Below are 26,283 nucleotides of genomic sequence, written 5' to 3' on the forward strand. Positions count from 1 at the left end.
AGCGACCCAGCGTCTAGACAGACGGCCAGTCTGCCTTCGCCACTGGGTCGCTGCCAGGCGCGCATACAGTGCGGTGACGGGTACGCGGAATAGATCAGAGCATCCCTAGGGTAGGCATTTCCATTTCGCAGCCGTCAAACGTATAGGCAATAGAGAAACGCAAGCGGCTCTGGCGATCGGAAACCACCGCGTGACCAAGAAGAAAACCAGAATGCTATGGCTGGTCCTGGCTTGCCTGTTGGCGCTGTACAAGTACGTGCACGCCTCCTATACGCCACTGAATATCCTTCACGGGCCACAAGCAGGTGGCGCCTTGATCCATCCATGGGATGGTGGGCTTGATGTCAGTGGTATCGCCCCTGTGAGTGGCTAGCTTGATCAGAGCCCCTGGCAGCAAGGCTCGCGAATCTACATATAAACGAACAATTTATCGGTGAATGAATTTGCATGCCCGATTCGACTGTCGGATGGCGTGTCATCGACGATGCCTTGTCGACGGAGTCTAAAAACACCTTTGCGGTGCAGCACCGCGTAATTCACGGAAAACTTGGATCGATCCAAGCATGTTTGTTGTCATGCAATATCTTCCTTGCCGATGAATCACTTAATCGTATTTGAATCGATACAAATTCCTATTGACATCGGCTTTTTGCTGACCTAATGATTGGCCCGCCGTGACATCCGGTACAACGTTGTCACGGGAGCTTGGATCGATTGAAAGTTAGCAGTCGGGAGGACCCCGGGGGCCGCGTGGCCAGGCAATGATTCTGCCGTCGACGCTCACCGGTGATTGGGTCGTTTGTGCATTGACAGCAGTGACCGAGGGCCATGGCAAGCGCCATGGCTCAGAGGTGGGTTTGTGCCCTCAAAAACATCACGCATGCGGGCACTGAAACAGACAAGCCGAAAGAGTAGGGGAGGAAGGAATGAGCAAGGCGCAATTTCGTTTGAGCAACAGCTTGCGTGCCAGCATACGCATGGGTCTATGGGCTGCCGCCCTGACCAGCGGTTCACTGTATGCACAGGCTATTACCGGCGGCGTCTACGGCAATTTGCCTGCGGGCAAAGACGTCGCTGCGGAAGTCTCCAACCCGGCGACGGGTTATGACAACACCGTGAAAGCCGATTCCAACGGCCATTTCACCGTTACCGGACTGATGCCTGGCAATTACGTCGTCAAATTGTTGCGCGGCGGCCAGGTTGTCGATCAACGCAGCGTGGTCGTACAGGCCGGTTCCAACAGTGCCGCGATCTTCAGCGCAGCGGCGGCAGCCGCTAATGTGAAAGAGCTGAACTCGGTCACCGTTACCGCCACGCAGCCGACGGTCAACGCGATCGACGTTACGACGAGCCAGCAGATCCAGACCTGGAGTTCGAAAGACATCAACCGTCTGCCGTTGATCAATCCGGATCTGCTCACGGTCGCATCGATGCAGTCGAACGTGGTGGCCATCACCAGCTCGCATGGCAATGCGCCGCAGTTCAACGGCGCGTCGGGTACTGAGAACCGCTACTTCCTCAACGAATTCAACGTCACCGATATGCAGCAGGGCGCGGTGCCGGACAAGATCCCGAACGAAGCCCTTGCCACCGTCTCCACCGTCGACGGCGGCATGGATGCCAAGTATGGCAGCGCCATGGGCGGTGTCGTTGCCGGCACCATCAAGCAAGGCTCGAATGACTTCAAGGCCGGTGTGGATTTGGCGTTTACGCCTGCCACGGGCGTGCTCAACGAAAACCCCAGGAACACCTACAACTACAATGGTCAGCTGACGAATGCCAATCAGTTGAACCATTGGTCACCGAGCCTGCTGCAGGACTACTGGGCATCCGGCTCGATCATCAAGGACAAACTGTTCTACTACGTGCTCGCCGAAATCGAGCCGAACAACTATGGCCAGGGCGTGCAAGGCGTCAACCCGACCACAACCTACAATGCCAGCACCAAGACCCTGAACGAAAACCGCAACAAGCAGTTCCTCGGCAACTTCACCTGGAACATCGCTCCCGGCCACACGCTGAACGTCTTCATCGACCGTCAGAGCAATCTCCAGACGCAATCGCAATATGCGCTGTCGACGCCATATGACACTTCCAGCGCGGCCCCCGCACTGAACAACTGGAGTGGCAACGCTTGGCACGACACCATGGTGGTGGCCAACTACCACGGCCAGATTACCGATACGCTGTCCGTCTCGGCGATGGCGGGCACCTCGCAGCAGTACTTCAGCTCATACAACCAGTTCGGCATCGACGTGCCGTACCTCCAGTACTACAACCCGGATACGAAGCAGACGTCGCAGGCGCCAGGCAACGGTACCAGCAGCTTGTACTACATGAAGTACCGCATGATGGGTTCGCGCGTCGATTTCACCTGGGACCCGACCGAAAACCACGAAGTGACCTTCGGCGGTGAGCGTTACAGCCCGACCATGGCGCAGGCCAATATCCCGAACCCGAACTCGTGGACCTTCAGCTATTGCAGCACGGCCCTGGGGCCGGCCGAGCCTTGCACCATCAATGGCCAGGCCGTCGCGCCGGGAACGAAGTACGTCACCTTGGCCTATGCGCCGCGCATTTACTACAACAGCTCGCCCACCTACGGTTTCTATCTGGGCGACAGCTGGCATTTCGCGCAGAACTGGACGGCATATGTTGGCGGGCGTTACGACAATTACGCCATGACCGACAACATCAACGCCAAGATGTACAGCAAGGGCAACTTCCTGCCACGCGTTGGTGTGGCTTGGGACGTGCATGGCGATTCGACGCTGAAGATCGGCGCTACGGCGGGTGAGTACTCCGAAGGCATTCCGCTTTACTTCAATGCCTATGGCGGCACGCCTGGTCAGGGCTACATTCACACCAATACCACCTACACCTATACCGGCGTGGGAGCCAATGGCGTTCCGGCCGGCCTGACGCAAGTGGGTCCCGTGCAAGGCAGTGCCGGCAGCGGCCTGCACTACCTGACGGCCGGACAGTTCATTTCGAGCACGACACAAAACGCCAAGCTGAAGCAGTTCTCGATCTACGCGCAGCAAAAGCTCGGTGATAGCTGGACCGCCGGTGCCACGTTCTTTACCAGCGAGCTGACGGGGCTGCCGAACATCTACAACAACATTGACCAGCTGAGGGCGTACCTGACCAACAAGGGTTACCCGAACGCGGTGTTTCTTGGCCAATACCTGATTACGCCGGGCAAAGACATCAACATTCCGGTGCAATTGAACGGCGCTAACAGTCCGCTCACGATGGTGAATTTCCCGAACAGCTACATCGGTTTTTCGTCACTGCGGCGCAAGATCTACCAGCTCAGCCTGACCATGGATCACGCCTACTCCGACGAAGAGCCGTACTACCTTAGCGCGTCCTATACGTGGCGCCATGAGTTCGGCAACACCGACGGCACCACCAGCTATGCCGGTGGCCGCGACAATACCGGCGCGACCGGCTATGACAGCGGATTGAATGCCCCGGGCTTCCTGCAGGGCGCCTCGGGCAATCTGGCCGACGATATCCCGTCCACGGTGAAGGTGTTCGGTTACTACAAATTTGCCCATCAGGACAACTTGTTGAAGGGGCTGCGTGTGGGTGGTGCGCTCACGTTCTACGAGGGTGGTCCGGTTGATTGCCAATCCCAATACCCGAACAACGGAAACCTGGCGATCGGCAGCAATCAACTTGGCAACAACAACGCGTACTACTGCAACACGTTGTCAAACGTCCTGGCCGGCCAATCTCCGATATCCAACAGCATCATCTACACACGGGGAAGCTACGGCCGCCTTCCGTCGTACAAGCAGGTGGACCTGGATGTTGGCTACGACTGGGCCTACGGCAAGAACGCCTTCTCGCTGGATTTGAAGGTGCTCAATCTGTTCAACAGCAACACCGTTACCTCATACATCACCAACATGAGCAACGGCAACGGGCAGTTCAATCCCAACTTCATGCAGCCCAATACTTTCCAGCAGCCGCGTACCGGCGAGCTGCTATTCCGCTGGCAGTACAACTGATAACCGGTAGTCGTACTTGCATTGACATCGGTGCCTCCCTGTCCATCCAGGCATGGAGGCATCCTTGTCCACCTTTCGGAGGCGAATTTGAATCCGCTATTGCAAGGCCTGGATCCTGTCGCGGCGAATCGAGTGATCGCCGCGGAGCAGGCACTGGCGATGAATCGACCTGATCATGCTGCCGGCCGCTTGGGGCCGGTGCTGGCTAGTCATCCGGATCATCCAGAGGTCTTGCGCCTGCATGCGAGTTTGCTGAGCCTTCGAGGAGACCACCGATCGGCATTGCGCGAAATGCAGCGCGCACTGGAGCAACGTCCGCAGGAGGCATTTTACCACAATGCTTTTGCGCTCCTTCTCGCGGAGGTCGGGGAACTAGATCGGGCGATCGAATTTCTTCTCCGGGCCTGCGAGCTGCAACCCCATTTTGTCCTGGCCTGGTATAACCTAGGCCTGTTTCTGACCCGTAGTGCGCGCTTTGACGAAGCGCGGGACGCGCTGCGGCATGCGGTCGCGCTAGCACCCGACTACACCGCGGCGCGAGCGCAACTGGCGGATCTGTTGCGGATGGACAATTTCCGCGAAGAAGCCACGGCCGAATATCGAAGGCTACTTGCCGAACAGCCCTGGGCTGGGATGGCCTGGTGGGGCTTGGCGGAAATCAAGACTTTGCGACTGGGCACGGCCGATAGTGATGCCATCCGTCGCGCGCTTACGCATCCGCGTGCCACCGATGGCGACCGCATCGCCATGGGCTTCGCCCTGGCCAAAGCGCTGGACGATCAGGGCCGTTACGCCGAGTCCATGCAGGCCTTGGCTGCGGCGAACGACATCGCCCGCAGGCACCGGACATGGAGTGCAGCGGCGTTTGCCGCGACGGTCGAGTCGATCAACGCCGCGACATGTACAGCCGGCGCAGGGCAGGATCTCGGCTCGGAAGTGATTTTCATCGTAGGTATGCCGCGCTCGGGATCGACCCTGATTGAACAAATCCTCGCGTCGCATTCCAACGTCGAAGGTACGGCCGAACTGACCGATCTGCCCGTGCTTATCGGTGAAGAGTCGGCCAGACGAAGAAAGCCTTATCCAAAATGGCTGCCGGAAATGGGCGCGGAGGATTGGCTAAGGTTGGGGCGGCGCTATTTGGAACGAACCGCACGTTGGCGAAGCCGTCGTCCGATATTTACCGACAAGCTGCCCAATAACTGGATGCACATTGGCATGATCCGCGCGATGCTGCCGGGAGCGCGCATTGTGATCAGTCGCCGTGATGCGCTCGAAACCTGTTTCTCGTGCTACCGGCAGTATTTTCCGGGCAACGACTATACACGCAACTTTTCCGACTTGGCCGGGTACTGGCGCAGCTTCGACGCCACAGCCAATCACTGGGCACAGCAAGAGCCTACACGCGTTTACCAGCACGCGTACGAAGAATTGGTTGCAGACGCCGAAACGAATATTCGGGCACTGCTGGTATTCTGCGGCTTGCCCTTCGAGGCGGCGTGCCTGCGTTTTAATGAAACGCGACGCTCCATCAGTACGCCCAGCGCCATGCAAGTGAGAGAGCCGCTGCGCGCTGATACATCGCGCGCGCCACGCTACGGTGAACTGCTGAATCCGTTGCGCCAAGCATTATTTCTTCCTTTGATCGGCGAGCAACATAGGCTGGGATGACGATCCCAGCTTGCTATGCGGCATCCCGATGCTGGGATTGCCATCCCAGCCTACGCGCTTATCGCTCACCAGCGCCGAGTGCCTGTGGTCATGCGGTCTGAACTATGGGGCAAACAGGGCAGTCAGCGCCTTTTCGTCCACTACCCTTGGGAGGGTGTCCATGAAGCATACGAAGGTCCAGCATTCAAGGTTGCATCGCAAGCCGGCACTACTTCTTTTTGTTTCGGCTCTCGCTTTTGCATGTGGAAGCGCATATGCCCAGACGACGGGTTATACCGGCATCTATGGCGGTGGTCCGTTGTACAAGCATGTGGCAAGCAACATTTCCGAGATCGAGAACTCAGGTTTCACTGAGGTGATCGTGTGGAGTGTCGAGGTGAACTCGGCCGGCGATCTTAACCTCAATGGCGAGTTTCCGTTGACCTCTGGCGGCAGCTACGTGGGTAACAACACCTGGCCGTCGTTCGCGGCCGACCTGGTGACCATGAAGCAGGGAACGCCCAAACGCATCACGCTCAGTATCGGCTCGTCGAACGTAGGTGATTTTCAGGACATCAAGGCCTTGGTCAATTCGCAAGGCACAGGGTCGGGCAGTATCCTCTACAAGGACTTCCAGGCGCTGAAGGCCGCTTTGCCGTCGGTGGATGCCATCGACTTCGATGATGAAAACAGCTACGACTCGGCCTCCACGGTGGCCTTTGCCGTGATGCTCGGCAACCTTGGCTACCACGTCACGATTTCCCCGTACACCAATGCTTCCTATTGGACGTCCGTGGTTTCTCAGATCAACAGTCAAAAGCCGGGCACGGTCGATGGCGTCCATCTGCAAGCCTACTCCGGCGGCGCGGGCAATAGTCCATGCTCGGGCTGGAATTTCGGCAGTGTGCCGGTCTATCCCGGCGTATGGGATAGCGACGACACGCCGCCGCAGGCGCAAAGTGCGATGAGCGGCTGGCATTCCCAATGCGGCATCACCGGCGGCTTCCTGTGGTTGTACGACGACATCGTCGGCAAGACTTACAACGGTGGCAATGAAACGGCCGCCTATGCCAGCGCCATCAATGCCGGTGTCGGGGGAGGCACGACGACAACCGGAGTGTATGGCATCTACAGCGATGGAACGGCGTTCACCACCGGAGGGCTGGACGGCAACGGTTATGCCTACTCGGCTAATTTGTTGGGAACCTCGCAGACCTGGAACGGTGACACTTTCAGCTTCGGCGCGGCCAACACCGCCAATGCCTGGAGCGGTGGCACCATCAATCTTTCGCAGGGCCAGTACAGCGAACTCAGCATGCTTGCGACCGGCCTCAACGGCAGCCAGGCGGCGCAGACCTTCATGGTCAATTACACCGACGGCACCAGCACCGTCATCAATCAAAGCATGAGCGACTGGTTCAGCCCCCAAAGTTATCCCGGAGAGGCAAGCGCCATCACAATGTCCTATCGCGACACCAGCAGCGGCGGCACGGATAACCGCACGTTCTACCTGTATGGCTATGCGTTCCCGATCGATAGCACAAAGTCGGTTAAAAGCGTCGTGTTGCCGAACAATCGCAATGTGGCGGTGCTGTCTTATGCGCTAAGCAACCCGACCATCAATGCCGTTCCGGTCAGTCTTGCGTCGAGCTTCAACCGTATCGCCATCTACAACGACGGCGCCACCTTCTCGTCGAGCGGTGGCGTGGATAACGTGGGTGACGCGTATTCGTCGCAGTTGCTGGGATCGTCGCTGGAGTTCAACGATGTGCTTTACCATTTTGGCAGCGCCAACTCCGCCAATGACGTAAGCGCCTCGGGACAAACGCTTGCCTTGCCGGCAGGTCAGTTCTCCGGTGTGCAATTGCTGGCGGCTGCCGTGAACGGCAGCCAGGCCTCGCAAAACTTTGTGGTGACCTACACCGACGGCACGCAATCGAGCTTCACTCAGAGTATCAGCGACTGGTTCAACCCGCAGAGCTATGCCGGTGAATTGCAAGCCGCCAAGCTGGCTTATCGGGATACCTATAGCGGCGGTCGCGATAGCCGCACATTCTATCTTTATAACTATGCCTTCCATCTGAACAACGCCAAGACGGTTCAGAGTATCCAACTGCCGAACAATTCCAATGTGCAGATCATGGCCATGACGCTGGTGCAGTAAAACGAGCACCGCGCGGCCATTGGAATGGCTGAAAGTTCCCCGGTGTCACCTGATGGTGAACCAGCGAAGCTCGCTTCGCTGGTTTTTTTTCACCTCAACTGCACTTGCCTGAATGCCATGACGGGTTTTTGCATTTACCCATCGCAAACGTAGGGATCATTCGCTCTATCACGTCTTTCACTAAGACGGCATCGAGCGCGTCCTTAACGAGTTGTTCGGGTTTCTTCCCGTAGCGTGACGCGACTTTGCATTGTTTCGCGTAAGCGATGTGAAAAAAACAGGGGGTCCGCTCGCAATCGCCGACGTTGTGTGCGGTTGCGTTCTTTCCGGTGGCAACAGACCCGGAGTGTCGAGCGTCGAAGATCGATCCCACACCCCCAAGGGAGCATCGCAATGCCCACGCAAAACCCTCGCGGACTTGTTTATGCGGCGATTGTCGCCGGAGTTATGAGTCTCCCCGCCGTAACGCCAGCGCAACAGTCTCAGGCACTACTGGGCGTGCAAACCGCTGAATCGCCACGGGTCAGCCGCACAGTCAATGATGCGGATCGCGCCGTCTTGCAGAGCAGCCATGTGCGAGTGCTTGATACGCTGGCGCCACGTGGTGCTGTGGCTGACAACACGCGGATGAATCATCTGCAGCTGGTGCTTAAGCGCAGTCCGCTGCGCCAGGCGGCTCTGGACACCCTCATTGCCGAGCAGCACGATCCGCATTCGGGCAAGTTTCACCAATGGCTGACACCACAGCAGTTCGGCGAGGCATTTGGTGTGCTCGACGCGGATATTGCGGCTGCCAGTGCCTGGTTGACGTCCCAGGGCTTCACCGTCAACGGCGTCTATCCGAATAAAATGCAGATCGACTTCAGCGGCACGGCGGGCCAGATCGGGCACGCGTTCCATACCCGGGAGAAGTACTATACCGTGGCGCAGGCTGGGCATTTTGCCAATGAAACGGACATCAGTGTGCCGGCCGCGCTGCAAGATGTGGTCGTAGGTGTGCACGGCCTGAATGATTTCCGGCCGGTGGCTTTGCATCTGACACCTCGAACCGTGAAATTCGACGCCAAGACCCAGGCTTTCCATCCGATCGAAGCCGGCAAGGGTGCCACGTCCCAGGCAATCAACTCGCCATTCACCAACAATGTGCGTGCCTTGGTGCCTTACGACATGGCCAAGATCTACGGTGTCGACACACTGCATGCCAAGGGCATCACCGGCAAGAACGTCACCATCGCCGTGCTTGAGGAAGCGTCCATGCAGCCCAGCGATTGGACCAGCTTCGTCAATCTGTTCGGCTTGCGCCGCTACGGCGGCAGCTTCCACCAGATCCAGCCGCAAGCGGCAGGTTTTACCAATTGCAGCAATCCGGCCGTTGGGAATCCTGCCCAGGATGACGGCGAGACGTTGATGGATGCCGAATGGGCCACTGCCATGGCTCCCAGCGCGCATGTCGTGGTCGCCAGCTGCGGCAATTTCGACTTCGATGGCCTCGGCGGCATCGTTGCCGCCGCCACCAACCTGATCAATGGCACGCAACGCCCCGATGTGATCAGCGCCAGCTATGGCCTGGGTGAGGATATCGTGGATAAAGCCAGCAAGTCGGAATTTGACCTGCTGTGGGCGCAGGCGGATGCGGAAGGCATTTCAGTGTTCGTTTCCAGCGGCGATTCCGGCTCCAGTCCCGATTTCAACGGCAGCGTGATTGAACGCCTGGGCGTCAGTGCGAATGCCTTGGCCACCTCACCCAATGACACGGCTGTAGGTGGCACGGATATCGCTGACGAACTGGATCACACCACAGCGAAGTATTTTGCCGCGCGCTTCAACGCCCAGTACGGTTCGGCTTTGTCCTATGTACCGGAGATTCCGTGGAACTGGTCGTGCGGCAACGAGGTCGCCGCCAAATCGATGGGCTTCTCCAGTGCCGTGGCGTTTTGCAAACAGCAATTGGCCGAGGGCGTCTACCCGACCTCGGAAGCCGGCAGTGGCGGTCCTTCCTCGGTGGACATCAAGCCCGCTTGGCAGCGCCTGGTCTACCATGCCGCCAAAGACCAGTCGCGTGATTTGCCGGACGTAGCGCTGTATGCCGGGTCATTCAATAACGCTACTGCCGCGATTGTGTGTGATGCCAAGAACCCTTGTACCAGCGGCTTTCTTGCGCCGGTCGACACGGACGGCGGCACTTCATTGTCCTCGCCGTTGTTTGCCGGCATCCAGGCGTTGATGGATCAGGCATTGGCCGACAAGCATTTGCCCAAGGATCAGGGTAACGCTGCGCCGACCTTGTATGCGCTCGCCGCTGAGGAATACGGTGGCGCCGCCGGCAATGCGCCGGCCAGCCTGGCGGCATGCAACGCCAACAACGGCACGCATGGTACGAGCGGCTGCGCCTTCCACAATATCACTCGCGGCAGCAACTCAACCCAGTGCGTCGAGGCTGCAGGCGAGACGACACCAGATTGCTATTTCTACGGCACGATGCCCGACTTCATAACTTTGGGCTCCAACGACCAGCTGCAGTACGTCACCGTCCGCATCGGGCTGACTTCAACCAGCAGCACCCAATATACCGCCGCAACGCAGGCTTACGCGGCACGGCCAGGCTGGAGCTTTGCCACCGGCCTGGGTTCGGTGAATGCCGGCAACTTGCTGACTGCCTGGGAGAAATTCGTTAACGCACCTTGATGACGCGCCGACGGCGTCCCGACCAAGGCCACCGGCAAGCAGCCGTGGCCTTGGTCCGATCAGCGATTGAGTAGGCTGGGACGACAATTCCAACTGCTTTACGTAAAACTGTAATGCCAATTTATATCGGTATAAATTCCGTTAAAGCCGGGGGCTTCCCTTGCGTAATGCCACTGCATATCGGAGGGCCTAGCGCGTACCTCTTGCTTCGGCGGTCAAATGGCCTAGGGGATTGGCTCTCCAATACGTTGTTATTCAAGAGGGGGTCTTAAGGATGCTCTGATCTATTCCACGTACCCGTCACCGCACTGTATGCACGCCTCGGAGCGACCCAGTGGCGAAGGCAGACTGGCCGTCTGTCTAGACGCTGGGTCGCTCCGAGGCGTGCATACAGTGCGGCCCCAACCTTTTGAATTTCAATGACGGGGTGACGTCCAGAAGGCTCGCAGGGCGTGCCGCGCGGTGGCCGTCTGTTCAAGCTGCGGGGCACGCCCTGCGGGCCTTCTGGACGTCATGCCGGGCACGTGGAATAGATCAGAGCATCCTTAAGGTCACGGCGACAGCATCTCGATAGCAGTGCCGCCCCTCGTACGTCGTCAACGGACACGATGGTTGCGCAGCCCTGTGCAGTGGAAATTAAGATGAAATTGCCGAATAGACCGTTCACTACGCCCATCGCGCGTCCCCGCTCAGTCGCAGCAGTAAACAGCCTTGGATCGCGGAAATCCTTGTCAGAGCAGTTACGGCCGCTTGCATGGTGGTTAGTGGCGTTGCTTCTGGCACTCATTGCCATAAGTTATGTGACATACCGCGGCGGTGTTGGGCTGGCTGGATTTTTAAACGGCGAATCGGTTTGGACGAAGGCCCAAAAGCAAGCGGTTTTTGACTTGATGGAATACGTCGATACAGGTTCTCCGGAAATGCTGGAGTCATTTGATCGTGAATATGCGCTACTGGAGAATGATGCGCGTGCTCGAGAGGGCATCTACAGCGGCACCATTCCATCCGATGAAGTAAAAGCTGTGCTCCGGCGGGGTACGGACATTCCCGAGGCAGCTCCTGGGGTGACTTTTTTTCTTAAATACGGGGACGGAATTCCCTATGTACGTGATGCATTGCATGAGTGGCGAAACTCGGATGATGACTTAAGCGATTTAAAATCCATTGCCGAGCGCTTGCGCCTGAAAGGGGCTGTTTCCAAGTTGAATGCGCAAGAAAAAAAGCTGCTGCACGATCATCTGTTGTCACTCAATCAACGCATCGAACCAAGGACAAAGCGCTTTTCGCTTTCCATCGCGCAAGGCGCATCGCATCTGCATCTACTCATTTTCCTTGCGTTCGTGTTCGTCGCAACGATTGCTGCCGGTATCTGGTTCCGGGCTGCTGGGCGCATTCTTGGTGGCATCCGGCACACGGAGGATCGTTTGCGGTTGCTGTTCGACACGGCCGCTGATGCCATCGTGGTGGTTGATCACGCCAACGGTAATATTTTGGATGCCAATCAAGCTGCGGCGTCCTGGTGCGGGATAAGTGTCGCCACGCTGCGGGGGAGGCCATTTTCGCGGTTGTTTGATGAGGCGATGGATCTTGGAGAAACCGAGTCCGGGCACACACGCTATTTGGTGACCGCGCACGACGGCCGCTTGCCTGTGGAGATCCAATCGAGCATGACCCAGGTAGGCGGCGAGTCGGTTCGGCTCGAGCTTATGCGCGATGTCACCGAGCGCATGAACATGAAGCGGGAGCGGCGCGTATCGGCTGTGATGGGTCATGAGATGCGCACACCTTTGAATGCCATCTATTTGGCGACGAAATCGCTAATGGAGCCTGGCTTATCGCCGGAGCGAATCGAACTTCTCAACGCCGTTAACGCGAGTGCCCAGCTTCTCCTGCGTCGAATCACCGATACGATCGATCTTGTGAGCATCAATGAAGGCTCATTCTCCTACACCATCGAACCATTTCAGCTGTCGACGCTATTGGATCGAGTGAGGGGGGTTGTCGTCCCACAGGCCAATATACGGCTGCAAAATGTGAGGTTTCACATTGAGTCCGATGAGGGTGCCGAATTCCTTGGCGACATTGATCGCCTGGGGCAGGCGATCTTCAATCTTGCAACAAACGCATGCAAGTTCAGCCCCGAAGGTTCGGAGATCGTCGTGGAAGTCCGTGAAGAAGAGAGCCTTGGCGACAGGTCGAAACTTCAATTCAGAGTGATTGACAACGGCATCGGTATTCCAGGTGAAGCCAAGAAATACCTGTTTCGCGTGGACCATCAGACGGCCAAAAAACGGTCGGCCCATTATGAAGGCCTGGGTCTGGGCCTTTTCATCGTCAAGACAATTTCCGAGCAAGCCGGCGGAGAGCTGTCCGTAGCGGACAATCCGGACCCTCGCGGCGGAACGATCTTCACCTGGGTAGTGCCGTTGCAGCGCGCTCGTAAGGGCCAGTCAGGTGACCGGGGCGCAAGGGTATTCCAAGATGAGGTACTGCAGCGGTCGGCGGCCTCGTTAAGGTGTCTAGTGGCAGATGACACGCGTACGAACCGCCGTTTGTTATGTCTTGCCTTGGAGCAGCTGGGGCATCAGGTATCGGAGGCATCCAATGGCGCCGAAGCGCTGCATGCCATGCTGACTGCTCCGCTGGATGTGGTGCTGATGGACATGAACATGCCTGTCATGACGGGTGAGGCAGTGATGGCAGCGTTGCGCGGCTTGGAAGACTTCGTGTCGTTGCCGGTAGTTATTGCCGTTAGTGCGGATACTACCGCGTATCGGGAAGCTGCAGCACTGGAAAGTGGGGTCATGGCCTATCTATCCAAGCCTGTCGACCTGGAGCGATTGGTGCGCATTTTCACCTCGATTGTCGAGCAGCGCGGCATGATCGCTACTACGGCTCGCCCGTAATTGCCTTCAATAGCCTTACCGCAACATTCACTTCGCGGCGCAGGGAAGCCTGGCGTACTGACACGGGAAGCGTCATGTCCTCACCGCGAACCTGATCGCACCAGACCATGCCGGCCACGTGTCCGATGTCGCCAAAGATGCCTTTGAGGGCGTGCACACACTCGCGTGCCTCCTCGATGCGTCCGTCGGTCCAATGGGTGGTAATCTGGCATGCCATCCTGGTCATGTCCTCTTGCACAAGATGGCAAACGGCGCAGAACGCGTCGTTTGCCATGTGCCGCCTGAGGAATTCAAGTTGGCGCAATGAGTTACCGGGATTCGTTCTCGGGCAACAAAGGAGTGGCTGATTTGAAGATGTCTTCAATGCTTTCGCCGGTACTTTTTTCCCACGAGCGTATCTTCTTTTGCGCCAGCTCATTGAGCAGCGCGACAAAGGTCTTGTGTTCGGTGAGCGCGATGTAGCGAAGATAGTCACGAAGCTGCTGGTCCAACAGGACTTGCACGTGCCCATGTCGCTTGCGGCTCTGGAAGGAGGCATGCTCGCGTTTGTTGGTTTTCTTCGCGGTCACGCTTCGTCACTCCTTGCAGAGTGGCGATGCCGATGCAGCATTTCGTGGGTCTTGAGGTATTTGAGCAGAATTTGCGCGGTCAACTCATGCAGGGGGATTTTTGAGCGCAGCGCAATTTTTCTAAGTTCATCGCGAATGTAGGGATCGACCTTCAGGTTGCAGAGTTCACCGGAGGCGGTGTGTGAACGTAGAGGCTTCATGACGGTTGATCATCCTTCTTGGCAGGGAAGGGTACAACGGTTGCACCATCCCCTTTGGCACCAGGCCGAGTTGCGTTAAGTTCTTGCTGCAGCAGCGAAAGTTCTTGGCGAAGCGTGCGTCGGCGCTGTTCGACTATGTCGGCAACCACGCTGAAATCGTACCCTCCATCGACAATGGCGCTATAGAAGAGCCGGGGATCAGGCATCTCATTCAGTATCAGCACCAGCGCTAGCATTTTTTCGTCCAAGTGCTTCTGCATGGGTGAAATATATACTATTGTGTTGGATATTTAACGTACTCACTCCACTCTTGAGGCGCGGCTGTTTTAGGACGTTGGCCGCGACACGTCGGCGATGCCATCCAACGAATCCACTACCCAACAGCTGCGCGACAATCTGAAGATGTTCTCCGCGCTGGCTGGCGAGGCGAAGCCGGACAGGCCGGAAGAGGTTTTGCGTGCCTTGCGGTGCGAGGTCAATGCCCTGGCTCAGGATATCGATCGTTGCCTGGGGGCGTTGGCCGATACCGCTGCCCGTGAGAAAGTGTGCTTGCCTGCACCATCGGTTCTGGTGGTAGACGATTTGTCGAGTGCGCGGCTTGTCATGGCAACGACCTTGGCTCGGATCGGCTTCAATGTTGAACAGGCAGCAAGCGGCGCCGAAGCTCTGAATAAGCTCGCACACAAGCAATTCGACGCCTGTCTGGTGGACATGCACTTGGGGGTGCAAGCCGAACTCGACGGCATTCAACTGCTCGAAGCGATGACCGAGACGCTGAGAGGAGCCGAAGCTTCGACCGTGTTGTTGGCGATGTCTATCGATAACGCACCTGCATTGATGGAACAGGCCCGTATCAAAGGGGCAACGGACTGGATCCATAAGCCCATCGAGACAACGAAGCTCATACAGCAGGTCTGCAGTGCGTTGTGGAAAGAACCCCAAGCCTCCGGCAACGGTGCATCAGGCGTGGTTGACCCGTTGGCGTACTCGGCACTGCGCGCTTTAGGTACTCCTGAGCGGCGTAGGGACATCATCGTGCATGCCATGGCCGATGCGATGGCGTCACTGCAGGAGATCAGGCGTTCCATCGGCGAACTGGATGCTACAGGCTGGAACGAAAGCATGACCGCACTGCACGGCGTAGCAGCGCAAATAGGTGCGCGCTCGCTAACACAAGATATTGAATCGGCCCTGCGGGAAGGGCTTGGCCATGATGTCGAGCATGCGCTGGCTATTGCCGAGCGCCTGGAATCCGGGCTGGCGCGCGTGCAGGTGGAACTACAGTCCGCTCAAGCATTGTGATCGGGCGCATTGCCTGGGGAGGCCCCAGGTATTGTGCGACATCGCCAGGCATTCGGGCGAGATCGCGTAACTGGGGGCGTGAGCTTACGGGGCGAGAACCCCAGGCTGCGCAAGAGTTCCCAGCAACCGGAGTTGGTGTACTCAATAGCAAACCGGCGGGCTATCAGCATGCGTACGCGCTTGACGTTCCATTGCTGAGTAGGGAATCCCGCCTGTAAGGCCCCGGCGATCAACGCACATGACAGCCATTCCCGCTGTGTGACATCCAGCCGCGCGGGTCGACCCGGCGCTTTGGCTTTGAGCTTCCCAATAGCCCCGTCGACCAGGGCTAGCTGCCTTGCCCATTGGCTGACCGCTTGGCGGGATACACCCAGCGCGCGCGCTACGTCAGCCTGCGGCACCTGCCGCTTGAGCATGCGCGCGCCGGCGAGCCGGCGTGCTTCGATCGCCGCCAGGTTTCGCTTGGTCTCTCGTCTTGATCGGGGCGGAGACGATGTCGACCCGGGCCGAGTACTTACCTTACCGCTGTCAAGCATTTTTCGGATTCTCCGTCGATAGATTTGCCCTTGCTAACCTGTAGGGTGCCTGCTAGCGTTATCCGCGTTAGATATTTATACGTTAAATATCCTTTCGGGATGAAGAGGTCAAGGGGATGGCAGACAAGGATGACCCGCGCCGATGAATTCCATATTTCGAAAGGAGGTCATCGAAGCAAAGCGGGGCCAGTGGCTCGGCACCATTCGGGTGGCTTCACCGTTATCCCATCAGGTGCTGACCTTATGTGCCTTGGCTGTCGGCGTTGCCCTCGTAGTCTTTTTGGTAACGGGCCAGTACACGCGACGCGAGCGAACATCAGGCACCCTCGTGCCGACAGCGGGGCTGATCGAAATCACCGCGACGTTGCCCGGCACTATCACTCGAGCCCTTGTCACCCAAGGAGCGACCGTGCATGCGGGCGAGCCGATCGCGTTGATTTCTTCGGACCGATCGAGCGTTACGCTGGGTGCAACTGCAGCCGCAGTCAGCCAGCAGCTCAAGCTGCAGCGCCTTCGTCTTGAGGAAGACCTGGCAGCTCAGGACAAATTGCAGGCTGAGCAGAGCACTGCCATCCATGACCGCCTGGGCATGTTGCGTGGGCAACTTGATCAACTCGATGGGCAAGTCGCCATCCTGAATAGGCAGGCCGCGAGTGCCCGTGAGATGTTGGAGAAGATGCAGTCTTTGCGGGAAAAGGGTTATATCTCTGCTCTTCAAACCCAACAGCAAGAATCCTCTGCACTGGATTGGGAGGCCCAAGTCAAGGCTTTGCGTCGGCAGCGGCTGGACACTCAGCAGCAAATCGCCGCGGCCGAAGATCAGTTGCGCCAACTTCCGCTGACCGTGGACACGCAGAAGCACGACTTGGAGCGCAAGCGTGCGGAAGTCGATCAATCCATTGCCGAAAACGAACTGCAGCGTGAGGCGGTATTGCGCGCGCCGACCGATGGAACGGTGTCCTCATTGCTTGTCAGGGCGGGTCAGGCCGTTGCCAGTGGGCAGGTAGTACTTGCCGTCGTGCCGAAAGGCTCGCTGCTGGAGGCGCAGTTGCTGGTGCCAAGTCGATCGATTGGTTTTGTGCGACCGGGCGACGCTGTCGTACTTCGCTATCAAGCCTATCCTTATCAGAAATTTGGGCTGCATATCGGACACGTCAAAGCGATTTCCCATAGCGCCATGACGCCTCAGCAGATTACCAGTCTGTCGGGGCAGCAGGCGGCCGAAGCGATGTATAGCGTCGAAGTGGATCTGGATCGACAAACCCTTCTGGCTTATGGCCAAGAGGAAGCACTCATGCCAGGTATGGCGCTTGATGCGGACATCTTGCTGGATCGTCGCAGACTGGTCGAATGGATCTTCGAACCCTTGTATGGCATGGGCAGGCAATGGGGGCTCAAGGGATGAAGGAGGGGATCGCGGGCGCCGGGCCTCACCCGATTTCCAGGCTGCGCTTCGGCTGGGGGCGGCACATGCCGATCATCTTGCAGACTGAAGCGACCGAATGTGGTTTGGCATCGCTTGCTATGGTCGCAAGCTACTACGGTTATGAGACGGATCTCGCTCATCTACGGTCACGCTTCTCCATCTCGCTTAAAGGAGCGAAGCTTGCACGCCTGATCGAGATCGCAAGTTCGCTGGGGCTGCAGGCAAGACCGGTGAGGCTGGAGCTTGAAGAGCTTGATCGGCTGCAGGTGCCCTGCATCCTGCATTGGAATCTCAATCACTTCGTCGTACTGAAGCGAGTCACGGCGAAGAAGGTGGTACTGGTCGATCCGGTGATAGGGGAGCGCACGCTATCGATAGGCGAAGTATCAGAGCATTTTACCGGCGTAGCCTTGGAGTTGACGCCAAGTGCGACCTTCAAGCGCGTCAGTGCCGCACCACCATTCTCGTTCAAGGACCTTACAGGACGCATCGTTGGCCTCAAGGGTGCGCTATCTCAGATTTTCGGTTTAGCACTGGTCCTGGAGCTGTTTGCCCTTCTGTCGCCGCAGTTTACGCAGTTCATTCTTGACCAGGTGCTGGCCGACGGCGACCACGATCTTCTGACGCTTCTCGGGGTCGGATTTGGGTTATTGATCCTGGTGCAAGTAGCTGTCACGGCGCTGCGATCCTGGTCAGTGACCTGTTTAGGGACCAAGCTCAATCTGGCTTGGACCACCAATGTCTTCGGTCATCTGATGAAGCTTCCCGAGGACTATTTTCAGAAGCGCCATTTGGGCGATGTCGTCTCGCGATTTGGATCGGTCGGTGCGATTCAGCAGACACTGACGACGCGCTTTGTCGAAGTAATCCTGGATGGCCTGATGGCTATCGCCACTCTGGCAATGATCCTGATCTACAGCCCGCCCTTGGCCGTGCTTACGCTGGGAGCGTTTGCGCTCTATGGCGTACTGCGCTTTTGGTCCTATCGAACCTTTCGCGAGGCGAACATGGGGTCCATTGTTGCTGCGGCCAAACAACAGTCCCAGCTACTCGAATCCATTCGCGGCGTTCAGACCATCCGATTGTATAACCGTGGCGTTGACCAAACGGCGCGTTATGCCAATAAGACAACGGAAACCCTCAACCGAAGTGTGGCGATTCAACGTCTGAATCTTCTCTTCAGTAGCTTGAATGCCTTGCTCTTTGGCATGCAGCGTATCGCCATCCTGTGGTGGGGGGCTTATATGGCGCTGCAGGGCAGGTTGAGCGCAGGCATGCTTATGGCATTTGTGGCCTACAGTGATCAATTCACGTCGCGTGCTGCCGGACTGATCGATTACGGCGTCGAATTGCGCATGCTGCGTCTGCAGGGTGAGCGATTGGCCGATATCGTGTTAACGGCGCCGGAGAAGCATGTCGACTCCAGTTACCGCGGTCCTGCACCAGAACCTTCGATCGAGCTGAGGAGGGTGAGCTTTCGGTACGCCGAAGGCGAGGCCTGGGTGGTCAAGGACTATGACCTTGTTATCGCCGCCGGCGAATCCATCGCGATCACCGGCCCGTCCGGTTGCGGCAAGACCACCTTGGCGAAGCTCGTTCTCGGTTTGCTGGAGCCGGAAGAGGGGGCGATCTTCATCGGCGGCGTAGACATGAAACGCCTCGGAAAGAAGGCATTTCGTGAGATGGCCGGCGCGGTCATGCAGGAAGGTCAACTATTTGCCGGCTCCATTGCCGACAACATCAGCTTCTTCGATACCGAAGCGTCCCAGGATCGCATCGAAAGGGCGGCCCGTCTGGCCGCCATCCATACCGACGTCGTGGGAATGCCGATGGGGTATGACAGTTTGGTGGGCGATATGGGGTCTTCGCTCTCAGGTGGCCAGAAGCAGCGTTTGCTATTGGCGCGTGCGCTGTATCGCGAACCGAAGATCTTGGTGCTCGATGAAGCTACGAGTCATCTCGACGTGGGCTTGGAGCATCTTGTCAATGACGCAGTCAAGCAAATGGCCATGACGCGCATCGTGATCGCGCATCGACCGGAAACGATCGCGAGCGCGGATCGCGTTATCGACTTTACTGCGAATGGCACACGCGAACGCTCGCGTGTAGCCATGGCATGGGATGGTGCGACTTCGTCTCGGGACGGTGTCAGAACCCTTGGTCATGGAAAGGCCGAAACCGGGACGGCCTGCTAATCCCGGGTGCGTATGCAGAGGAATTTGAATGCGTAACTTGACATTGAATGAAACCGACTTGGTGAGTGGCGCCGACCTGACAGCTTCGCCTTTGGCTCCCAGCCCTGAGCTTCCCAAAGGACCAGTCGGCGTTTTGCCGCCCTATCACGTAGAGCCGCCCTATACCCCCGTGCCGCCCTCCGGCCCGGTAGGTGCAACCCCGCCGCCAAAAGACACGCAGCCAATCATCGGGCCGACGCCGGTCGGGTCCTGATTTTTATCGCACCACGCAGCAGCGCGGTGTGTTCAAGCAACCGAAACCGGGATGGTTTCCTCAAGTGGATGCCAACATTCAGGCGCAGTTGCTCTACCAATAGTGAGTCGAACTCTCCCGAATGTCCTGCAAGGCTTGTGGAAAGACGACCGATGCCGGAACGGTCCCCTTTTTTCCGGAATTTCAAAGGAAAGCGAAAATGCGTAATTTGAACGGTCAGGAATTACTTTTGGTGGCTGGAGGTGAAGACGATCTTGGCGTGGATGATATCAAGATGGACGCTCCGACCATGAGAGGTATTTCGATTGAAAGCGGCGGTGGAACCGCTGAACAAGGTCAAGCCTGTGCCAATGACATCAATGGTTCGGCTGGCATTGGTTTCGCGGGCGGTGGTGCAATTGGCGGTGTCGTAGCAGCCGGTGCGGTCGCCGTAGGTGCCACGCCAATCGGAGCGGCAGTCATCGTTGGGGTCGTGGCGCTTACTGGTGGATTGGCTGCCGGGGGCGCAACGGCGAAGACTTCCCCGAATTGCAATCCGTAATTGATTTTGTTTTTCGCCGCCCCACCGATTTCGGCGGGGCGGTTCACAAGTACGGCTCAACGACCTTGTGGCAGCACCTGTGTGTTTAGGGAGATATATAAGGTGGCATCGATTGACTGATCTTCTTGGATCGGTCTGAATTACATCAAAGGAGGAAAATATGAAGTATCTCGTGATCTTTCTGTTTCTTCTTCTACCCATGCATACCGCTTTTGCAGCCTGTGCGACCAACCATGCAGTAGCTCATTGCGGCTCCAGTTGTGGAGGAAGGTCTCCGACGCCCAATCCCACCGGAAGCCTGGGGGATGACACCTATATACCGGTAACAGCACCGTATGGTGCGGCAAACGCAGTGATTGCGACCTTCCAAGTTTGCCCCGGCGGATCGATTGAGTTGATTCAGGACCTTGGCGGTCCGCCGCAGTACACGGTGTATTACTGGGAGTTTCACGTAGACGCCAATGGACAAGCTGCAATGGATACGCTCCTCGTGGACTATGTACAGATCTTGGCTAGAACTGGCCCTGGCCAGGACTGCCCACCCTACGCGACTGGATGCATAGGCGCCTATGCCTATTACGACGATGTGTCCTATGCAGGGAGCGGGTGGTGGTCAAAATCACCCTAGTAAGCGGACAGAGGGCAGACATTGGACGTGCAATAGCCGGAATTTCCGGTGGTATGGGAGCAGTCGTCGCCGGGATTTGTAGGCGGCGCCAATGCTTGTGGAGGTCTTGGGGACGAGAGGTCGGCCCATAGGCAAAGGTCTGCGCAGCGATTTCCGTCCCACGAGCCACCGATTCGAATAGAGGCCGGCCAGTCACCTGGTCGGCTTCTGCTTGTCAGCTCCCGCTTTTTCTGACGCTACGTCAGGCAATAGCGAAACGCTCCGTGTATCGCAGCAAGGCACCCGAAAGCTTGCCTTGTTGCATGCTATGAGGCATGTGCAAAATTCCGTGTCGCAATCGCTCAAATTAAACTAGACACGGGTTCTGTTGATTTGAGATTAATAGTTGCAACAAACATGTCATGACTAATCCATTTAGCCATCAAGGCGAATGCATGTTTGTTATGGATTGCGCCAGAAGAAGTCATCACGGAGCTGGAGTCTGTGCCGTGATGGAAGAGTCTGGGGGAATGCTTTAAGAACACTCAGGTTCCGCTGCTCGGCGTGAATCGGCGGCAAGCGGTGCTTGTGGCGGGGACATCTTGATCATTTTTTCCGGACGCCGGTAAGCGTGCGGCGTGCTCGGCTGCATAAGCTGAGGTGCCCGCGCGACTGGTTCCATGGCCGGCTAGGGCTTTGCGCGTGTTGACAGGGGGCATGCGCGAAATAACAACAACTTCAAGGGTGGCACCGTCCTGTTAAAAGGACGGGCAGTGGGAGAGAAACTTGAAACACCGTATTTCGAGTGCGCCAAAATTGTTGGCGGCGATGATCGTTGCTGCGCTGTGTCTGCCCATGCCTGGGCACACACAAACCTTTACGCCAGCCGGACCGGCCGGTGAAACAGGCCCCTGGTGGGCCATGAATGGCGCTGATTTACCGGGAGCGGGGCAGCCGACCACGTCGGTGCCTTATTACGGCACTCAGTCCGGGGCGATTCAGGCGCTGGCGGTCGATCCTTTCAACACCAATCTGATGCTTGCCGGCTCGCCTAACGGCGGTATTTTCCGCAGCGGCGACGGCGGCAAGAGTTGGTCGCCGATGATCGACAAGATGGGCTCCTTGTCGATCGGTGGTTTCAATTTCGATCTTACCGACCCGACTGGCATGACCGTGGTGGCCGGTATCGCCAATGTCAGTTCCGGTGCAACCGATGCGTACATCACCGAGTTCGGCGGCGTGACCAATCAGGGTTTGCTGTATTCCAGCAATGGCGGCCAGAGCTGGTCGCATATCGGTCAGGGTGTCTTGCCCAATCTAAGCATGTTGAACGTGGCCGCGCGTGGCCAGGTGATCATGGCTGCCGGATTTGAGGAGGAGAAGGCCAACACCAGCGCCAGCGGCCTTTATCGCAGTACGGATGGTGGCAAGACCTTTGCACGTGTCGATCAGGTCACCGGCTCCGGCCTGCCGCCTGGCCCGACTTCGGCCCTGGTTGCCGACCCCAAGGACCCCAATCGCTTTTATGTCGGTGTAACGGGGACCAGCAATACCGCGGTGTATACCAGCGATGACGCGGGCAAGACCTGGAGCTTGATTTTCAGCGCCGCCAATGCGAATGGCGCGATCAACGCGACGACGAAGACCATGTTGCGCCTGGCAGCGGGTCCGAACGGCTCGGTGGCCGTGGGCATCGTGAATACGGATGCTGGCCAGCTCGCCAGCGCGTTTCTGTCGCAGAACAACGGTAAGAGCTGGAGCGACCTCTCCGTCGCGCTGGCTGCCAATACCATTTCCAACAACGGCGCCCCATCGCCACCAGGCTCCAATCCGCGTGACGGCGGCGATGACCTTTCCAATCAGGACGCGCTGCGACAGCAGCTGGCGCAGATCGGCGAAATCAGCCCGGGGCTGACCGTCAATCCGGGCGGCCAGGCCTATATCCATTCGGTACTGGCTATCGACCCGAACCATCCCAACGTGGTTTATCTGGCGGGCGATCGCGTGGGCAGTTATGGCCCTGCAGGCTGGTCGGCGGCGGCCATGCGTGTGGCGCTGAACGTGGACGGTTCGATCACTTACGCGCCCTTGACCGACGCGTTCACCGCCGACAATTCCAGTGTGCATCCGGACTGCCGCGCGATGACGTTTGACGCCAACGGTGATCTGTTGATGGGCACCGATGGTGGCGTCTACTACCGCAGCAATCCAACCAGCGTCAACGGCGTGTGGCGTGGTTTGAACTACGGCCGGCAAGCGCTGGAAATCTACAATCTTGGGCTGGACCCGAATACTGGTTTGATCGCGGCTGCAGCCCAGGACAACGGAGCTGCGATGCAGAGCAATATCAACCGCGCTGTCTACACCACCCTGGTCACTGGTGACGGCACCGTGGCAACCGTGAATGGCCTAAGCACTCCGGGCTACAGCTATACCTATCTGTCCGGCCAGTATCTCGGCCAGTTGACCCGTTTCACCACCGATGCGAAAGGCAATTTCGTCCACACCGCACCCTGGACGGACAGCAACAACAAGCTTATAGCGAACTTGCCGGTAAGCACCGACATCTATTTCGCGCCGGACCAGGGCAATGTGTTCAAGACGACACAGTTGTCGTGGATGCCGGCCAATACCCCGACCGTGCAGGTGGACAGTACTACGACCCTGTTCATCAATCCCTTCAAGCTCAACAATATCGACAAGAGCTTGATCGCCACACCGGTACAGCCCGGCGTCCTGGTCGCGCAAGACAACTTCAAGGTGGCGCCCACACCGTATACGGCGGGCGATACGCAGTGCGCGAATGGCTGCTTTCAGGTACTTCCGTCGCACTACGCTGGTGCCTCGGGCTGGACCAATGCGCTCGACTTTGGCACCCACGACAACACGTATGCGTTGTTGGCGGGCAGCTTCGGGAAATGGGTCTGGAACAGCAATCAGTGGTCCTGGGTGATGTTGTTTGCCAGCACCGGGACCAGCTTGAACACCATCAACTTGCAGCCGGTGTTTTCCTACCCGCAGGCGAAAGGCGCGCCGGAGGCGGTGTTGTTCGATCCGCGCAGCCAGAATCGTTTTTTTGCCGCGGCACCCGGCTATTACTACCTGTACAGCACTACCGATGGTGGCAAGACCGCGCAAGACCTCAGTGTCCATTTTCCGGTCAATTTCACGCGCCCCGCCGCGCTGGGTTTCATCAGCAGCAATGGCGTCAATGCATTGCTGGTCGGTGGCCTGAACAACTTTGACAACGCGGGCAACCCGCTGGTGGTTGCCGATAGCGACGCCTCCGGCAACCTCAGCAACTGGCGGCGGTTCGGCAATGGCCTGCCGAATGCGCAGGTCAAGGCGATCGACTACGAGGCCAGGATCGATGCGATGGCCATCGGTACCTTCGGTCGCGGAGCCTGGATGCTGTATGACGTCACCAGCAACTTTGCCGATGCCACGGTGCTGCAATTTGGTTTGGCCAATAACGACTCCAATCCGGATGCTGCGCTGCTGTTTGGTAACCGCCCCTTGATCAAGTACGGTACTGGCACTTTGACCATCAATGGCGCGGCCAGCTACACCGGCGGTAGTACGATCAACAGCGGCGTGATGCTCTTGAACGGCTCCGTACTCAATGACGTCAATGTCGCATCGGCAGGCGTTTTGACCGGCAACGGCTCGTTGAGCGGGCGCTTGAATGTGCAAGGTGGCCTGGTAGTGCCGGGTAGCATCAGTGGTACGACGCTGTCAGCGGGAAGCTTGAGTAACCAGGGCGGCACCTTGCTGTTCGGCTACGACCCGGCTACGGGACAGAGCACCAAGCTGATGGTGAGCGGTGCGGCCAATGTAGGCGGCATGACGTTGTCGTTGCTGCCGCTATCGGTCGCACCTCTGAACTTCTACCGCGACTACAACCTGATCAGCGCGACAAGTGTCAGCGGACAATTCGTCAATGCCAGCAGCCAGTCGGGCACCTCGGCCTGGGTCGATGTCAATGCGCTCAAACCTACTGCCGGGGGCGCTACCCCGACCGCAATGAGCACCCAACCCGCCGAGCTGGCTCGTGTGGACTATTCCAGCAACCTGATGCTGGAAATGCTGCGCCCGCTGGATTGGACCGTTGGCAGTGGCAACCGCAACCAGCTTGCGGTAGGTCAGGCTTTGAACAGCTTGCAATACAGCGCGCCATCGGATTTCCTCAGCACGCTCAATGGCGTTGCCAGCGGTAACGTGCCTGCCAATCTTGAAGCCATGTCCGGCGAGAGCAGCGTGGCGGCGGTACGTGGTATCAATCTGCTTGGCGACCGCTTTATCGGCACAGTCAGCACGCAGATGAATGCTCCGGGCTGCCGGGAAGACGATCGCGATGAAGCGATCTGTCAGCCGCTGGGCAAGGAGCTTGGCGACCATCGCCTGTGGGCCGAGGCCTTCGGCCTGGCCTCCAGCCTGCACGGCGAATTTCAGTCCAACGATTTCAGCGGCGGCGGCGTCGCGCTCGGCACCGAAGTCGCGCTCGGCCAGGACGCCAAGATCGGCGGCGCGCTTGGTTATGGACATGTGTCCACCAGCACGCCCGTACTATCTTCTGAGGTGCGCGCACACTACGGCATGCTGGCGGTCTACGCGAATTACCGGCATGCAGCATGGTTTATCGGCGGCGTGCTGAGTCATGACGATGGCTGGAGCTACGCCGACCGCAGCATCCATCTGGGCGCAGGCGGTGTGCAAGGCGTCACCGGCAAGCCCGACTCATCGTCAACGGCATTGCAGGTCAACACGGGTTTCGACTTCCGCTTCACTCATGATTGGTTCGTGCAACCGTATGCCAATCTGCTCGCAGCCCGCTCTTCGCAGCAAGCGTATAGCGAATACGGTGCGGGCGATCTATCGCTGGCTTACAGCGGCATCAGGCAGAGCCGTGAGCAGGGTGAACTGGGATTCAAGCTAGGCAGAACGTTGCGCTTCGGCGAATCGATGGCCACACCCTACATCGGTCTCTCCGAAACGACGACGTGGGGTAATCGCCAGCCTGACGCGCAGGTCAGCTTCATCGACGCGCCAGCGACCAGCTTTGTCATTCGCGGCAACCGCATGCCCCGCGCCTGGTTGAGCGGGCAAGCGGGGGTGCGCATGACGCTAAGCAAGTCGGTAGTATTGGCGGTGAGTTATCAGGGCGTGCTCCACAGCCAGCTTCGTGATGACGGTTTCAATGCAGACTTGTCCTGGCAGTTCTGACCGGCTG

General features: G+C 58.0%; 17 protein-coding genes. 12 read left to right on the plus strand and 5 right to left on the minus strand.

Annotated elements, in window-relative coordinates:
- Positions 1-190 precede the first annotated feature (190 nt).
- From QQJ96_RS16840 to QQJ96_RS16865, 6 genes are all read left to right on the plus strand, one after another.
- Positions 191-373 (plus strand): hypothetical protein, encoded by a 183-nt coding sequence (locus QQJ96_RS16840; RefSeq protein WP_284333181.1) that lies wholly within the window; start codon positions 191-193, stop codon positions 371-373.
- A 553-nt stretch (positions 374-926) separates the two neighbouring features.
- Positions 927-4,019 carry a TonB-dependent receptor gene (locus QQJ96_RS16845; RefSeq protein ID WP_284333182.1) on the plus strand — a complete coding sequence of 1,031 codons (3,093 nt, stop codon included), beginning with the start codon at positions 927-929 and terminating at the stop codon, positions 4,017-4,019.
- Positions 4,020-4,151: 132 nt separating this feature from the next.
- Positions 4,152-5,690: a tetratricopeptide repeat-containing sulfotransferase family protein gene (locus QQJ96_RS16850; RefSeq protein ID WP_284333183.1), complete on the plus strand. Its 1,539-nt coding sequence runs from the start codon at positions 4,152-4,154 to the stop codon at positions 5,688-5,690.
- 160 nt (positions 5,691-5,850) lie between these two features.
- Positions 5,851-7,833, plus strand: coding sequence for a hypothetical protein (locus QQJ96_RS16855; protein ID WP_284333184.1), 1,983 nt, complete (start codon positions 5,851-5,853; stop codon positions 7,831-7,833).
- Between the two features lie 447 nt (positions 7,834-8,280).
- Positions 8,281-10,518: a S53 family peptidase gene (locus QQJ96_RS16860; protein WP_284333185.1), complete on the plus strand. Its 2,238-nt coding sequence runs from the start codon at positions 8,281-8,283 to the stop codon at positions 10,516-10,518.
- 641 nt (positions 10,519-11,159) lie between these two features.
- Positions 11,160-13,424 (plus strand): hybrid sensor histidine kinase/response regulator, encoded by a 2,265-nt coding sequence (locus QQJ96_RS16865; RefSeq protein ID WP_284333186.1) that lies wholly within the window; start codon positions 11,160-11,162, stop codon positions 13,422-13,424.
- Here QQJ96_RS16865 and QQJ96_RS16870 read toward each other — a convergent pair.
- From QQJ96_RS16870 to QQJ96_RS16885, 4 genes are all read right to left on the minus strand, one after another.
- Complete coding sequence (locus QQJ96_RS16870) at positions 13,408-13,641, minus strand: hypothetical protein (RefSeq protein WP_284333187.1); 234 nt, start codon at positions 13,639-13,641, stop codon at positions 13,408-13,410. The genes QQJ96_RS16865 and QQJ96_RS16870 overlap by 17 nt on opposite strands.
- Before the next feature lie 91 nt (positions 13,642-13,732).
- Positions 13,733-13,993, minus strand: coding sequence for a hypothetical protein (locus QQJ96_RS16875; RefSeq protein ID WP_284333188.1), 261 nt, complete (start codon positions 13,991-13,993; stop codon positions 13,733-13,735).
- On the minus strand, positions 13,990-14,193 hold the full coding sequence (locus QQJ96_RS16880) for a hypothetical protein (protein WP_284333189.1): 204 nt from the start codon (positions 14,191-14,193) through the stop codon (positions 13,990-13,992). The genes QQJ96_RS16875 and QQJ96_RS16880 overlap by 4 nt, the downstream gene beginning before the upstream one ends.
- Entirely contained in the window at positions 14,190-14,453 is a 264-nt protein-coding gene (locus QQJ96_RS16885) for a hypothetical protein (protein ID WP_284333190.1), read from the minus strand. The genes QQJ96_RS16880 and QQJ96_RS16885 overlap by 4 nt, the downstream gene beginning before the upstream one ends.
- A 94-nt stretch (positions 14,454-14,547) precedes the next feature.
- Here QQJ96_RS16885 and QQJ96_RS16890 point away from each other — a divergent pair, with 94 nt between their 5' ends.
- Positions 14,548-15,495 (plus strand): response regulator, encoded by a 948-nt coding sequence (locus tag QQJ96_RS16890; protein ID WP_284333191.1) that lies wholly within the window; start codon positions 14,548-14,550, stop codon positions 15,493-15,495.
- On the opposite strand, the gene QQJ96_RS23625 is transcribed toward QQJ96_RS16890, so the two are convergent.
- The gene (locus QQJ96_RS23625; RefSeq protein WP_404649049.1) at positions 15,483-16,031 is read right to left on the minus strand and encodes a winged helix-turn-helix domain-containing protein; all 549 of its coding nucleotides are present in this window, start codon (positions 16,029-16,031) and stop codon (positions 15,483-15,485) included. The two genes, QQJ96_RS16890 and QQJ96_RS23625, sit on opposite strands and share 13 nt — an antisense overlap.
- Before the next feature lie 142 nt (positions 16,032-16,173).
- Here QQJ96_RS23625 and QQJ96_RS16895 point away from each other — a divergent pair, with 142 nt between their 5' ends.
- The 5 genes from QQJ96_RS16895 (at position 16,174) to QQJ96_RS16915 (ending at position 26,276) form a co-directional block, all read left to right on the plus strand.
- Entirely contained in the window at positions 16,174-17,436 is a 1,263-nt protein-coding gene (locus tag QQJ96_RS16895) for an HlyD family secretion protein (RefSeq protein ID WP_284333192.1), read from the plus strand.
- Positions 17,437-17,501: 65 nt separating this feature from the next.
- Positions 17,502-19,652, plus strand: coding sequence for a peptidase domain-containing ABC transporter (locus QQJ96_RS16900; RefSeq protein WP_284333193.1), 2,151 nt, complete (start codon positions 17,502-17,504; stop codon positions 19,650-19,652).
- 452 nt (positions 19,653-20,104) lie between these two features.
- Complete coding sequence (locus QQJ96_RS16905) at positions 20,105-20,446, plus strand: hypothetical protein (RefSeq protein ID WP_284333194.1); 342 nt, start codon at positions 20,105-20,107, stop codon at positions 20,444-20,446.
- 160 nt (positions 20,447-20,606) lie between these two features.
- On the plus strand, positions 20,607-21,074 hold the full coding sequence (locus QQJ96_RS16910) for a hypothetical protein (protein ID WP_284333195.1): 468 nt from the start codon (positions 20,607-20,609) through the stop codon (positions 21,072-21,074).
- A 765-nt stretch (positions 21,075-21,839) separates the two neighbouring features.
- Positions 21,840-26,276, plus strand: coding sequence for an autotransporter domain-containing protein (locus tag QQJ96_RS16915; protein ID WP_284333196.1), 4,437 nt, complete (start codon positions 21,840-21,842; stop codon positions 26,274-26,276).
- Positions 26,277-26,283 lie beyond the last annotated feature (7 nt).

Origin of the sequence: Dyella flagellata, assembly GCF_030160275.1 — a bacterium.
GTDB lineage: Bacteria > Pseudomonadota > Gammaproteobacteria > Xanthomonadales > Rhodanobacteraceae > Dyella_B > Dyella_B flagellata.

Coding starts and splice junctions, on each gene's coding strand:
- QQJ96_RS16845 (WP_284333182.1), top strand. CDS start 927: ATGAGCAAGGCGCAATTTCGTTTGAGCAACAGCTTGCGTGCCAGCATA.
- QQJ96_RS16855 (WP_284333184.1), top strand. CDS start 5,851: ATGAAGCATACGAAGGTCCAGCATTCAAGGTTGCATCGCAAGCCGGCA.
- QQJ96_RS16860 (WP_284333185.1), top strand. CDS start 8,281: ATGAGTCTCCCCGCCGTAACGCCAGCGCAACAGTCTCAGGCACTACTG.
- QQJ96_RS16865 (WP_284333186.1), top strand. CDS start 11,160: ATGAAATTGCCGAATAGACCGTTCACTACGCCCATCGCGCGTCCCCGC.
- QQJ96_RS16870 (WP_284333187.1), bottom strand. CDS start 13,641: ATGGCATGCCAGATTACCACCCATTGGACCGACGGACGCATCGAGGAG.
- QQJ96_RS16880 (WP_284333189.1), bottom strand. CDS start 14,193: ATGAAGCCTCTACGTTCACACACCGCCTCCGGTGAACTCTGCAACCTG.
- QQJ96_RS16885 (WP_284333190.1), bottom strand. CDS start 14,453: ATGCAGAAGCACTTGGACGAAAAAATGCTAGCGCTGGTGCTGATACTG.
- QQJ96_RS16890 (WP_284333191.1), top strand. CDS start 14,548: ATGCCATCCAACGAATCCACTACCCAACAGCTGCGCGACAATCTGAAG.
- QQJ96_RS23625 (WP_404649049.1), bottom strand. CDS start 16,031: ATGCTTGACAGCGGTAAGGTAAGTACTCGGCCCGGGTCGACATCGTCT.
- QQJ96_RS16895 (WP_284333192.1), top strand. CDS start 16,174: ATGAATTCCATATTTCGAAAGGAGGTCATCGAAGCAAAGCGGGGCCAG.
- QQJ96_RS16900 (WP_284333193.1), top strand. CDS start 17,502: ATGCCGATCATCTTGCAGACTGAAGCGACCGAATGTGGTTTGGCATCG.
- QQJ96_RS16905 (WP_284333194.1), top strand. CDS start 20,105: ATGCGTAATTTGAACGGTCAGGAATTACTTTTGGTGGCTGGAGGTGAA.
- QQJ96_RS16910 (WP_284333195.1), top strand. CDS start 20,607: ATGAAGTATCTCGTGATCTTTCTGTTTCTTCTTCTACCCATGCATACC.